We start from the raw sequence: 12,574 nt of genomic DNA, 5'->3' as shown, positions 1-12,574 counted from the left end.
TGCAGGGCGCTCCGGAACGGCGCCCTATGCGGCTCGCACATGAATGGCATGTGGTGTTTGGCATTCCATACTGCAGGGCACCATGCGATCCATTGCATCGCAACATGCTCTCCGGGAGCCCACCATGATCCTCACCCTGTCCGCCGCCTTCCTCGCCTGCGCCAGCCTGCAGGCGCTGCTCCTCGTCATGCTGGCCGATCACCTCACCGAGGCCTCGCAAGCGGCGGGCGACAGCAAGGATCTGAGCCCCGCGGGTCGCTACGCGGGCATCGCCTGAGCCGGCGCGCGCGACGTGGGTTCGAGATCGGCACCGTCCAGGCATCCGAAGGCGTCGTGGCATTGGGCGAATGTCCCGGTTGCGGCACGTCCCGCGCGTTCAGGGTCGTAACGGGCCGGCGCACGGACAGGGCAGCAAATCCCAAGAGATTCGCGGTCCGACACTCTGGTATTTGGTATACTGTGATGTTAGCATCGATTCGTCCTTCCTGAGACATGGGACTACCTTCAGCGCGCCCTCCCCCAGGGGCGCGTTTTTCTTTAGTTGCACTGCACAATGTAAGATCGGCAGTCTCAGGTCCTACGGGATACGATCGAATAATCTGCCGATCGTCTGCCTGACATCGAGCACCTGGTTGCTCCTTCCGGCAGCTTCGCGGATCAACCCCTCGCCTTCCGGCGTTGAGGGATCTTCCGAATGACCGGCCGCATCCTGTCGGCACGGTCGGTCGCGGAGCCTGAGGGGAGCATGAGCATATGACGGGTCAGCCTGCCCGAGCCGAGACGTCCTGGGCCGCGATCATCGCGAGCGCCTACGCGGCAGACACGAAGCCACCGCTCACCCCCGAATTGACCAGCCGCGTCCGGACGGATCTCGCCGCCCTCGACCTTCCGGAAGGGGCACTCGATCCATCCAGGATCGAGGCTGTGAACGGGAGCCTCGACGCCTTCGAACTCGCCCTCGAGGCCGTTGCGGGGCCGCGCCTCGTCACGACGGATGCCTCGGGGCATGCCGACATGGCCTACCGCTCCGAAGCCGGCCGTCCGCTGCGCTCGTTCGGTGGCCAGTGACGGCAAGTTCGACCCGAACACTACGACCCGGATTTTCCAACACCGGACGTATGCGCAGCGGTGGGACCAGGCATTCGCGAAAGTCTGGCCTGACGGGCCAAACGGGCTTGTGAGAAGCCGGAACCGGCCCTGACGGTCAGCCGGGAGGGCGTGCGAATTAAAATTCTATCGTTCGCACGTGCCCGTTTCGCACGTTTCAACCCTTCTAAACTCCTCTTCGAGCGATATCGGCCCGAAATCCTGCATCATCGTGCCGGATTTTTGGCACCGCAAAAGGAAATATTGCAGCATTGCCGTAATCCTGAAGATGCGGCGGGCATGCGACCGCATCCTTAAAGATCCTCGGAGGCGGTTCGTCGGAAACTTCTCGCACCTGAAAACACGTGCTATGCCGCCGGGCAGAAAACGTTCAGCGTGATGGAACGGTTTTTCTGCACTGCACAATGCAACGGCGCGCTTCGGCGTCACGAGACCCCAGAGTCGCGACCTTGCTGAAACTTGTATTTTGTATGCCAGTGATTAGAGTGGCGGGATGAGCCAGCACGATATCTCCCGCGTCCAGCGGTTCGACCATCCAGGCCGTGGACGCGACCGGGCGAGACCGGTGCCGAAGGGCCGTCAGGTCGATCCGACAGCCAAGGTCGAGATCGAAACGCTGCTCGGCGGCGCCTCGCGCCAGCGCGATCTCCTGATCGAGTACCTGCACCTGATCCAGGACACCCATGGGCAGATCAGCGCGGCCCATCTCGGCGCGCTTGCCGACGAGATGGGTCTCGCCTTCGCGGAGGTGTTCGAGACCGCGACCTTCTACGCGCATTTCGACGTGGTGAAGGAGGGCGACACCGCGATCCCCGCCCTCACCGTGCGCGTCTGCGACAGCATCACCTGCGCGATGCACGGGGCCGAGCCGCTCCTCGCCGCGCTCCAGGCGGAGCTCGGGGCGGGCGTGCGCGTGGTGCGGGCGCCCTGCGTTGGTCTCTGCGACCACGCCCCCGCGGTCGAGGTCGGCCATAACTTCCTGCATCGGGCGGACGTCGCGAGCGTCAAGGCCGCCGTGGAGGCTGGCGACACCCACGCGCATGTGCCGGACTATGTCGATTACGACGCCTACGTGGCGGGCGGCGGCTACGAGACCCTGGGACGCCTGCGCGCGGGCGATCTCACGGTGGACGACGTCCTGCAGGTCCTCGACGACGGGTCGCTCCGGGGCCTCGGCGGCGCGGGCTTCCCGACAGGCCGCAAGTGGCGCTCGGTCCGCGGCGAGCCGGGGCCGCGCCTGATGGCGGTCAATGGCGACGAGGGCGAGCCCGGCACCTTCAAGGACCAACTCTATCTCAACACCGATCCGCACCGCTTCCTCGAGGGCACGCTGATCGGCGCCCACGTGGTCGAGGCGGACGACGTCTACCTCTACATCCGCGACGAGTACCCGATCGCCCGCGAGATCCTGGCCCGCGAGATCGCCAAGCTTCCCCCGGGCGGTCCGCGGCTCCATCTGCGCCGCGGCGCGGGGGCTTACATCTGCGGCGAGGAATCTTCGCTGATCGAATCCCTCGAGGGCAAGCGCGGGCTGCCGCGGCACAAGCCTCCCTTCCCGTTCCAGGTCGGCCTGTTCGGCCGCCCGACGCTGATCAACAACGTCGAGACCCTGTTCTGGGTGCGCGACCTGATCGAGCGCGGGGCGGAGTGGTGGAAGAGCCACGGCGCCAACGGCCGCGTCGGCCTGCGATCCTACTCGGTCTCGGGCCGGGTGAAGGAGCCGGGCGTGAAGCTCGCGCCGGCCGGCATCACCGTGCAGGCGTTGATCGACGAGCATTGCGGCGGCATGGCCGAGGGCCACAGCTTCGCGGCCTACCTGCCGGGCGGCGCCTCGGGCGGCATCCTGCCGGCCGCGATGGGAGACATCCCGCTCGATTTCGGGACCCTCGAGAAGTACGGCTGCTTCATCGGCTCGGCCGCCGTCGTGATCCTGTCCGACCGGGACGACGTCCAGGGCGCGGCGCTCAACCTGATGCGCTTCTTCGAGGACGAGTCCTGCGGGCAGTGCACGCCCTGCCGCTCGGGAACCCAGAAGGCCCGGATGCTGATGGAGAACGGCATCTGGGACACCGAACTCCTCGGGGAGCTCTCGCAATGCATGCGCGACGCCTCGATCTGCGGCCTCGGCCAGGCGGCCTCGAACCCGCTGTCGAGCGTGATCAAGTACTTCCCCGACCTGTTCCCGGCCCCGCGCCCGATGGCGGCCGAGTAGGCGGGACCACGAGCGACGTCGCCCGACCCAAGGCCGCCGTCCGCGGCGGTCCATGAAGACAGAGGGCTCCCTGGGGCCAACCCGGGAGTGGGAGCGAAACCTGATGAGCAGCGGCACCCAGAACAGCAACCCGAGCGGCACCGATCCCCTGGTCAAGGCGCCGACGGGCCCGCAGGATGCTGGCGGTCAAGGCGCGGGCGCGCAGTCCGGCGGCTCTGACGCGCAAGGATCGAAGTCCGGCGGGCAGGCGGGGCCGGTCGCGAGCGGCACCCTCGGCCTCAAGAACATCCCGGCCGGCATCCCGGGCGTGATGTTCGAGCTGAACGGCGAGACCGTCGAGGCGAGGCCCGGCGAGACGATCTGGGCCGTGGCCCAGCGCCTCGGCAACCATATCCCCCATCTCTGCCACAAGCCCGATCCCGGCTACCGGCCGGACGGCAATTGCCGCGCCTGCATGGTCGAGATCGAGGGTGAGCGCGTGCTCGCGGCCTCGTGCAAGCGCGTGCCCGGCGTCGGCATGAAGGTGAAGACCGACAGCGACCGCGCCGAGAAGGCCCGCGCCATGGTGCTCGAGCTCCTCGTCGCCGACCAGCCGGCACGCGAGACCTCGCACGACCCGGATTCGCATTTCTGGCATCAGGCCGACCACGTCCGGATCAGCGAGAGCCGCTTCCCGGCCTCCGAGCGCTGGGAGGCCGATGTCAGCCACCCGGCCATGAGCGTCAATCTCGACGCCTGCATCCAGTGCAACCTCTGCGTCCGCGCCTGCCGCGAGGTCCAGGTCAACGACGTCATCGGCATGGCCTACCGCTCGGCCGAGGCCAAGGTGGTGTTCGACTTCGACGACCCGATGGGCCAGTCGACCTGCGTCGCCTGCGGCGAGTGCGTCCAGGCCTGTCCGACCGGTGCCCTGATGCCGGCGGCCTATCTCGACGACAACCAGACCCGCACGGTCTATCCCGACCGCGAGGTCGACAGCCTCTGCCCCTATTGCGGCGTCGGCTGCCAGCTCTCCTACAAGGTCAAGGACGAGACGATCGTCTACGCCGAGGGTCGCGACGGCCCGGCCAACCACAACCGCCTCTGCGTCAAGGGCCGCTTCGGCTTCGACTACGTCCACCATCCCCACCGCCTGACGAAGCCCCTGATCCGCCTCGACAACGTGGCCAAGGACGCCAACGATCAGGTCGATCCGGCCAATCCCTGGACCCATTTCCGCGAGGCGACCTGGGAGGAGGCCCTGGAGCGCGCCGCGGGCGGCCTGAAGCAGATCCGCGACACGCACGGGCCCCGCGCCCTCGCGGGCTTCGGCTCGGCCAAGGGCTCGAACGAGGAGGCCTACCTCTTCCAGAAGCTCGTGCGCCTCGGCTTCGGCTCGAACAACGTCGATCATTGCACGCGCCTCTGCCACGCCTCCTCGGTGGCGGCCCTGATGGAAGGCCTGAACTCCGGCGCCGTGACGGCCCCGTTCTCGGCGGCCCTCGATGCCGAGGTGATCGTCGTCATCGGGGCGAACCCGACGGTGAACCACCCGGTCGCCGCGACCTTCATCAAGAACGCCATCAAGGAGCGCGGCGCCAAGCTGATCATCATGGATCCGCGCCGGCAGGTCCTGTCGCGGCACGCCTACAAGCACCTCGCCTTCAAGCCGGGCTCGGACGTGGCGATGCTGAACGCGATGCTGAACGTCATCGTGGAGGAGGGCCTCTACGACGAGCAGTACATCGCCGGCTACACGGAGAACTTCGACGCCCTGAAGGAGCGCATCCAGGAGTTCACGCCCGAGAAGATGGCGCCCGTCTGCGGCATCGACGCCGAGACCCTGCGGGACGTCGCCCGACTCTATGCCCGCTCGCGCGCCTCGCTGATCTTCTGGGGCATGGGCGTCAGCCAGCACGTGCACGGCACCGACAACGCCCGTTGCCTGATCGCGCTCGCCCTGACCACGGGCCAGATCGGGCGCCCCGGCACGGGCCTCCACCCCCTGCGCGGCCAGAACAACGTGCAGGGCGCCTCCGATGCCGGCCTGATCCCAATGGTCTACCCGGATTACCAATCCGTCGAGAAGGCGGCGGTGCGGGAGTTGTTCGAGAACTTCTGGGGTCAGTCCCTCGACCGCAAGGCGGGGCTCACCGTCGTCGAGATCATGCGGGCGATCCATGCCGGCTCGATCCGCGGCATGTTCGTCGAGGGGGAGAACCCGGCCATGTCGGACCCCGACCTCAACCACGCCCGCCACGCCCTGGCGATGCTCGACCACCTCGTGGTGCAGGATCTCTTCCTCACCGAGACGGCCTTCCACGCCGACGTGGTGCTTCCCGCCTCGGCCTTCGCCGAGAAGGCGGGCAGCTTCACCAACACGGACCGGCGCGTGCAGATCGCCCGGCCCGTCGTGCCGCCCCCCGGCGAGGCGCGCCAGGATTGGTGGATCATCCAGGAGCTCGCCAACCGGATGGGGCTGTCCTGGACCTACAAGGGCCCGGCCGACATCTTCAACGAGATGGCGCAGGTGATGCCGTCCCTGAACAACATCACCTGGGAGCGCCTGGAGCGCGAGGGCGCCGTCACCTACCCGGTCGACGCGCCGGACAAGCCCGGCAACGAGATCATCTTCTACGCCGGCTTCCCGACCGAGAGCGGGCGCGCCAAGATCGTGCCCGCCAACATCGTGCCCCCGGATGAGATCCCCGACACCGAGTACCCGATGGTGCTCTCGACGGGCCGCGTGCTGGAGCACTGGCACACCGGCTCGATGACGCGGCGCGCCGGAATCCTCGACGCGCTGGAGCCCGAGGCCATGGCCTTCATGGCGCCGCGCGAGCTGCACCGGCTCGGGCTCGAGCCCGGCGACACGATGCGCCTCGAGACCCGGCGCGGCGCCGTGAACGTCAAGGTCCGCTCCGACCGCGACGTGCCGGTCGGCATGATCTTCATGCCGTTCTGCTACGCGGAGGCCGCCGCCAACCTCCTGACGAACCCGGCGCTCGATCCGATGGGCAAGATCCCGGAGTTCAAGTTCTGCGCCGCCCGCGTCTCCTCGGTGGTGCCGACGCAGATCGCCGCCGAATGAATGCGAGCGCCCCGTGGACCGGAAGGTCCGCGGGGCGCTCGGTGATCGCTCGTCGTCCTGACGCTGCTCGACGCGAGGGCGGTGCCCCCTCGGCGCCGCGCCTCACTCGCCCGCGTCGACGAAGCTCAGGCGCAGCCGGAAGCCGTCGTTCAAGGAGGCCGGGAGCGGAGCCGGCGGCGCGCTCTCACCGCTCAGGCGCAGGGCGTAGGTCAACGGCTCCGGCAGGGGCTTCAGAGCCGCGGGCGCCATCGCGTAGGCGACGCAGGTGGTGAGGCAGGCCGTCGCCGCGACCTGGGCGGCCGCCCAGTGCAGCAGGCGGCGCCGGAAGGCGCGGCCGCTCCACATCGGATCGCTCCGCTCCTGGCCCGGGAGGATCGCCGCGTCGGCGGACGCGGCGACCTGCTCCTGCGGGCCCGTGCTGAACTCGAAGACATCCCGGACGGGATCGATGGTGTGCAAGAGCATCGTCATGTCGCGCAAGATCGCGTGAATTCGCTAATCCCTCGTAAACCCCAAGCTTTACGACGGCACCCTGGGTCGTCGACCGGACAGCGTGATTGCAACCTGCGCAGTTACAAGCGTTGAAGGCAGACCTGCCCGAGATCGCGACGACGACTCTGTTTCGAGCAAGGGCCTCTTTTCCGGGACATGGGGAGGGCTATCCTCAAATCATGCTTTCGCCCTGGACGACGCAGGGCGGTACTCGTCATGAACCAGACGGAAACGATTGCCTTACAAATTTTCCGGTAGAGTCAGGCCGACGTTTACCGAGCGAAGGGGCACTGGCACTTGGCTCACGATTGGGCCCGATCGCTGGCGATGATGCAGGATTCCTTCGTTCTCCTCATCACCGATCGGCAGGCGCAGATGCGGGGCCTGGCGAGCGGCGTCGAGCGGATGGTGACCTGCACGTGCCTGCCCCCCGGCGCGAGCCTGCCGGAGGAGCGTCCCCTTCTCGTCATCGTCGATGTCGACGAGGCCCGGCCGGACAATGCCGCGGCGATCGCCGCCCTGACGCAGCGCACTAGCGCGGGGGCGGTGCCCTGCCTGACTCTCCTGCGAAATGCCTGGATGCGCGAGGGCCGCACCGGGGACCTCCCCGAGAATCACCGCGTGCTGCCAGCCACGACCCCGCGCGACACGATCCTCGCCAAGGTCCTGGAGATGATCACCGTAGCGGCGAGGGCCTGCTCCGCGAAGGCGCAGCGCCTCGAAGCGCGGGCGGTGGCGGCCACCGGCGTCGTGACGGACATGTTCTTCACTGCGGCCGCCGGTGCCCCCCTGAGGCCGGCCGAGGCCGACCGCGGCACCGAGACGGTGCTCGACGCGATCTCGGAGACCGGCATCCGGGCTTGGCTCGAGATCATCTGGAAGCACGACGCGCAGGTCTACCAGCACACCCTGAGCGTGGCCGGCTACGCGGCGGCCTTCGGCAACGAGATCGCCCTCAGCCGCGACGACCACCATCGCCTCACCAAGGCAGCGCTCCTGCACGACATCGGCAAGTCCAAGATCCCGGCCGCGATCCTGAACAAGCCCGGGGGCTTGACCCGGGACGAGATGGCGCTGATGCGCGACCACGCCGCCCTCGGGGCCGACCTCCTCATCGCCCAGGGCGGCTTCGAGCCCGAGATCATCGACGTGGTCCGCCATCACCACGAGAAGCTCGACGGGAGCGGCTATCCGGACGCGCTCGCGGGGTCCGCGATCACCGACCTCGTGCGCATCGTGACGATCTGCGACATCTTCTCGGCCCTGACCGAGCGCCGCGCCTACCGGGCGCCCCTCGGCATCACGGAGGCCGTCACCGTGATGACGGGGATGCGGGGGGAACTCGACCGGACGCTGATGCACGCCTTCGCGCCCATCATCGCCCGTACGACGGCGACGGACTGGCTCTGACGGAATCACCGGTCGCGATCCGGCCGCGGACCAAGCGTGGCTGCAAAGGCACAGCGGTGCCTTTCAGCACGCGACGCGATGCCGTGCAGGTGGGATGGCGCCTGTTTCACCGCCGCAAGGGCGGTTGAGGAGTTGGGCTCAAGATGTTGCCGCCTGAACGATTTTCCGGCCAGGACTGAGTATTCTAGACTGTTGCAGAGCGCCGCCCGCTAGCCTCAAGGTACTCCGACGTACCTCTTGGGGATATTGCGTTCAACTGCATTGTTGATCATACAGTGAATCCCACACCCGGCCCAGCGGGCCGTCTCGCACAATCCCCGTCCCAGCACGAATCAATCGTGAGAGGTCATCCCATGGCCCGATACTTCTTTGACTTCCTTGGCTCTTCATTAACGACTCATGACGACGAGGGAGCGGATTGTCCTGACAAGGACGCGGTCTCGCGAAAAGCGCTCGAGGCCCTCTGCGAGATCGCGGCCGACCACCCGCAGCGCTATCTCGGGCAGCACCTGCGGATCGCCGTGCGCAACCAGGCGGATCAGGTCGTGATGACCGCCTCCCTGCAGCTCTCCGCCTCCTGGCTCGCCGCCGAGCAGACCGCGGCGGCCTGAGGCGCGCGGACCGCGGCGGACGGTCTCGCGTCCCCGGCCGCATCCAGGCGTCGGGGCGCCCGGATCAAATCCCGCTCCCATCCGTCTTTCCTGCGAGCGATCTGCGGCCGGACAGCCGGGCTTGCGCGGGTGGGCGGCAGGAGAAGGGTTTCCCGTGAGCATCGGATTGATCGCGCTCCTCGACGACGTCGCGGCCTTGGCCAAGATGGCGGCGGCCTCCCTCGACGACGTCGGCGGGCAGGCGGCCCGGGCCGGCGCCAAGGCGGCGGGCGTCGTCATCGACGACGCCGCGGTCACCCCTCGCTACGTAGTGGGCTTCGCGGCCGAGCGTGAATTGCCGATCGTCGGCCGAATCGCCGCGGGCTCACTGCGCAACAAGCTGATGTTCCTGTTGCCGGGCGCCCTGGCGCTCGGGGCCCTGGCACCCTGGGCCATCACGCCGCTGCTGATGCTCGGAGGCGCCTACCTCTGCTACGAGGGGACCGAGAAGGTCTACGAGGCCCTGGTCCCGCATCAGGCCCACGCCCACGAGGCGCAGATCGAGGCCGGCGCGGAGAGCGGGCAGGCCCTCGAGGATCGCCGGGTGGCGAGCGCGATCAAGACCGATTTCATCCTCTCGGCCGAGATCATGGCGATCACCCTGGCGGCCGTGCCGGAGGGCGGGTTCTGGACCAAGGAGGTGGTGCTGGCGATCGTGGCGATCGGGATCACGGTCGCGGTCTACGGCTGCGTCGCCCTGATCGTGAAGGCCGACGATGCCGGCGTCGCCATGGCGAGGAGCACCGCCCCCGCCGTCCTCGGCCGCCTGATCCGCGGCTTCGGCCGCGCCCTGGTCAAGGGCATGCCGGTCTTCCTGAAGCTCCTCGGGATCGTGGGCACGGCGGCGATGATCTGGGTCGGCGGTGGCATCCTAGTGCACGGCCTGGAGGCCTACGGGCTGCCCTGGCTCGGCCACGCCATTCACGAGGCGGGCGCGTGGGCCGCGGATGCGGTGTCTCCGGCCGGCGGCATCGTCGCGTGGTTCGTCACCGCGGCGGGTTCGGGCCTCGTCGGGCTCGTCGTCGGCGGCCTGCTGATCCCGGTGACGAGCCACGTCCTCGTCCCGGCCTGGAAGGGGGTTTCGCAGCTTCGCGAGAAGGCGGCCTGAGGCGCGCCCGCGGGGCGGCCTGCCTGCGTTTGCGCAACGACAGCGGCAACACCGGCCGCGGGGCGCGATGGTCCCCCCGCAAACCGGGCGCTCCGTCATGGTCTCGTGCTGAGGGTTGAGGGTCGGGCTGGTCGCGCCTGCGGGGCGCGCAACGGCCTCTCAGGCCGCCGCGGCGGCGCCCTCCCGAGAGCGCATGGCGCCGACGATCATGCGCTCCTCCTCGAGGAAGAACGCGTGCATCGAATTGTAGAAGCGGTGCATCGAGCGGCACGCCTCGTAGACCGAATCATCGCGCTCGCCCTTTGCAAGCTTCAGGTATTCCTCGGCCTTGAGCGTAGAGATGCGTGCACCGTCGGCACAATCGGCAAGAGCTCGGCGGACCTGTGGCGGATAAAGATCATCAGCAACGACGCGTTGTGACATGTGGAAGCGTTCTCCCGGCGTAATTGTTCGCTCTCGACCAGCATCGGTGCTGATTTGACGTTGATGCGTGATGCCGCTTGAGACCAGCCCGGAGCAGACCTCGGGCGCAATCTCGGCCTAGCTGGCGATCCACGCCAAAATAAAGGCGAATACAAATTGCAGCAGCATCAACGATAAAGTCAGGCTAATCTGAGGTACAAAGCCAGACATCGATTGACAAGCCCCAGCAACGCAGGGAAAGACATACTCCAGAAACCATCAACACTTCCAGATCCGGTGCGGTCCCGTACGCCGCGCGGGACGGCCGCGGAACGGCCGACCGGATGGGCGTGTGATCGCGGTCGCGACCAGCAACGACCGCCCGAATGTCGGCGACGCCACGAGATTGAGGGATGCCGACCGCGTCCGGTTGTTTCGCGCCATGTGGGCCTATGCCGGCACCTCTTCGCTGAGCGGCAACTCGGTGATGCACGAGATCGATACATCCTGGAACGAATTCTGGACCGGAAACAGCGTTACCCGGGATATCGAGGTCCGGGACGGCAAGCTCGTCTTCACGACGATGCCGCGGATGTCCGTCCAGGAGGGGAAATCGGAAGTCCTGACCCTCGTCTGGGAAAAGATGACGTAGCCGCCCCGCCTCGCGGCCTCTGCGCCGCCCCGTGGGCAGGCTTCGCCGGTGCCACGCAGGGAACCCGCAGGTTGCGGCGGGCGGAGCATGAGCCTGCGGATCAGTTCGGCGCGGAGCGGCGTTCTTCCGTCACAGGGCCGCTGCCCCAAGGAGCACGCCCATGGCACTCGTCATCATTACCGAAATCAATGGCCGGCCGTTCTCCGAAGCCTACGAATCGGTCGGAGAGGTCCTGAAGCGGGCGCGGACGCTCAGCGCGACCTCGCAGAACGTCCAGATCCGCGATTCCAGCGGGAAGCGCTACACGCCGGACGACTTCGCGAGGAGCCTGCAGGGGGCGGCGATCCGCTAGCTCAGGCCCACGGGTCCGACACGGGACCCGATCCCGCCTCACCCAGCATGGTCACTCCGGGCGCCTGCTCCGAAAAGCAAGCTTTGCCTTGCCCGCGTGCATCAAGGTACGAATCGATACGCGCGGATCTCCAGTACACTTGCTACGGATGCGCATTCCCTTACCTTCGATGACTGGCAAATCGCGAATTGGTCGGGTTTCATTAACCCGATACGACTTAACTGCAGCCATGCGAGACGAAGGAGTTCGAGACTGCCGGTGACGGCGGGCGCCGGGACTCTGCCGACGAGGTTTGCCGATGCCGGGACGTTCGCCTTCGCGTGGCACCGTGACCAATCTCGAGGAGAGGTCGGCCCGCCCCCCTCCCGCGGCGACATCGAGGCGGTCCTGATCCGGTTCGCCTTCCAAGAGGAATTGCTGTTCGAGGGCCTGTGCGACATCCCGCCGGCTGCCAGCAGGGTCCGGACGCGCCTGCAGCGGACAACCGATGCCCTGATGGCGCTCCTGCAAACCCGCTGAGCCGTCCCCCACAAGCCAAGCCCGAGGTGCCACCGTGATGCTTGCCGAATCCAGTCTCCTGGCCGTGTCCCTGCTGAGCACCGGCCTGATGGCCATCCGGGGCCTCAGTGCGCGGCCCTACGACATTCTCCTGATGATCCTGTCGGCCGCGACCACCGGCCCGCTGCTCCTGCTCGGCCTGCACTGAGGCTCCCGCATGCGGCGGCTCCGATCCCCCGGCGCGTCCACCCGCACGGGCGGCACGAGATCGTCGACGCGCTGACCGCGTCAGTTGCCCCTCGACGCCCGGTCTTCATTGCGGCATGCCGCGGCGGACGCCGACGCAGGGCGTCCTTGCAAAATAATCACCTGTGACAACCGGGATGAAACGCACGCCCTGGCCGTGGGGTCCGGTAGGCGTGGCCGCCCGCCCTTGCTATGCCTCCGCATCGGCCGGAAGACCGGGCAACGGTCGCCGTGGGAGGACACCATGGAAACCACCGCAATCCGTACGTCGGCGCATCCCGCGCCGAGCTGGCTGTCGCGCGAGCACATCGTTGCCAAGCCGGGGTTCAACCGCTGGCTCGTGCCGCCGGCCGCCCTGGCCATCCATCTCTGCAT

At 67.7% G+C, this 12,574-nt stretch carries 13 protein-coding genes; 11 read left to right on the top strand and 2 right to left on the bottom strand.

Annotated elements, in window-relative coordinates:
• Positions 1-124: 124 nt before the first annotated feature.
• The 4 genes from F6X51_RS27850 to fdhF all read left to right on the top strand — a co-directional run bounded on the left by F6X51_RS27850 (position 125) and on the right by fdhF (position 6,389).
• Positions 125-277 carry a hypothetical protein gene (locus tag F6X51_RS27850; protein ID WP_191970083.1) on the top strand — a complete coding sequence of 51 codons (153 nt, stop codon included), beginning with the start codon at positions 125-127 and terminating at the stop codon, positions 275-277.
• Between the two features lie 476 nt (positions 278-753).
• Entirely contained in the window at positions 754-1,068 is a 315-nt protein-coding gene (locus tag F6X51_RS11375) for a hypothetical protein (RefSeq protein ID WP_150963674.1), read from the top strand.
• 532 nt (positions 1,069-1,600) lie between these two features.
• On the top strand, positions 1,601-3,319 hold the full coding sequence (locus tag F6X51_RS11370) for an NAD(P)H-dependent oxidoreductase subunit E (RefSeq protein ID WP_150963672.1): 1,719 nt from the start codon (positions 1,601-1,603) through the stop codon (positions 3,317-3,319).
• Between the two features lie 103 nt (positions 3,320-3,422).
• On the top strand, positions 3,423-6,389 hold the full coding sequence (gene fdhF, locus F6X51_RS11365) for a formate dehydrogenase subunit alpha (protein WP_407658509.1): 2,967 nt from the start codon (positions 3,423-3,425) through the stop codon (positions 6,387-6,389).
• A 102-nt stretch (positions 6,390-6,491) separates the two neighbouring features.
• Here the strand turns inward: fdhF and F6X51_RS11360 are convergent, their stop codons facing one another.
• On the bottom strand, positions 6,492-6,860 hold the full coding sequence (locus tag F6X51_RS11360) for a hypothetical protein (RefSeq protein WP_150963670.1): 369 nt from the start codon (positions 6,858-6,860) through the stop codon (positions 6,492-6,494).
• 348 nt (positions 6,861-7,208) lie between these two features.
• Between F6X51_RS11360 and F6X51_RS11355 the strand changes: the two genes are divergently transcribed.
• The 3 genes from F6X51_RS11355 (at position 7,209) to F6X51_RS11345 (ending at position 10,049) form a co-directional block, all read left to right on the top strand.
• Positions 7,209-8,291, top strand: coding sequence for an HD-GYP domain-containing protein (locus tag F6X51_RS11355; protein ID WP_150963668.1), 1,083 nt, complete (start codon positions 7,209-7,211; stop codon positions 8,289-8,291).
• Between the two features lie 353 nt (positions 8,292-8,644).
• Entirely contained in the window at positions 8,645-8,902 is a 258-nt protein-coding gene (locus F6X51_RS11350; RefSeq protein ID WP_150963666.1) for a DUF6894 family protein, read from the top strand.
• Between the two features lie 154 nt (positions 8,903-9,056).
• Positions 9,057-10,049, top strand: coding sequence for a DUF808 domain-containing protein (locus F6X51_RS11345; protein WP_150963664.1), 993 nt, complete (start codon positions 9,057-9,059; stop codon positions 10,047-10,049).
• A gap of 159 nt (positions 10,050-10,208) precedes the next feature.
• On the opposite strand, the gene F6X51_RS11340 is transcribed toward F6X51_RS11345, so the two are convergent.
• A complete protein-coding gene (locus F6X51_RS11340; protein ID WP_150963662.1) occupies positions 10,209-10,472 on the bottom strand; it encodes a hypothetical protein in 264 nt (87 codons plus the stop codon).
• A gap of 331 nt (positions 10,473-10,803) precedes the next feature.
• On the opposite strand from F6X51_RS11340, the gene F6X51_RS11335 reads away from it, so the two are divergent.
• From F6X51_RS11335 to F6X51_RS27845, 4 genes are all read left to right on the top strand, one after another.
• Positions 10,804-11,103 carry a lipocalin-like domain-containing protein gene (locus tag F6X51_RS11335; RefSeq protein WP_191970082.1) on the top strand — a complete coding sequence of 100 codons (300 nt, stop codon included), beginning with the start codon at positions 10,804-10,806 and terminating at the stop codon, positions 11,101-11,103.
• A gap of 160 nt (positions 11,104-11,263) precedes the next feature.
• Complete coding sequence (locus F6X51_RS11330) at positions 11,264-11,455, top strand: hypothetical protein (RefSeq protein ID WP_150963658.1); 192 nt, start codon at positions 11,264-11,266, stop codon at positions 11,453-11,455.
• A 258-nt stretch (positions 11,456-11,713) separates the two neighbouring features.
• A complete protein-coding gene (locus tag F6X51_RS11325; protein ID WP_150963656.1) occupies positions 11,714-11,974 on the top strand; it encodes a hypothetical protein in 261 nt (86 codons plus the stop codon).
• Positions 11,975-12,011: 37 nt separating this feature from the next.
• Complete coding sequence (locus F6X51_RS27845) at positions 12,012-12,161, top strand: hypothetical protein (protein WP_191970081.1); 150 nt, start codon at positions 12,012-12,014, stop codon at positions 12,159-12,161.
• Positions 12,162-12,574: the final 413 nt, after the last annotated feature.

The organism is Methylobacterium planeticum (assembly GCF_008806345.1).
Classification (GTDB): domain Bacteria; phylum Pseudomonadota; class Alphaproteobacteria; order Rhizobiales; family Beijerinckiaceae; genus Methylobacterium; species Methylobacterium planeticum.
The sequence above is the reverse complement of the archived record's forward strand: the minus strand, read 5'-3'. Positions and strand labels throughout refer to the sequence as shown.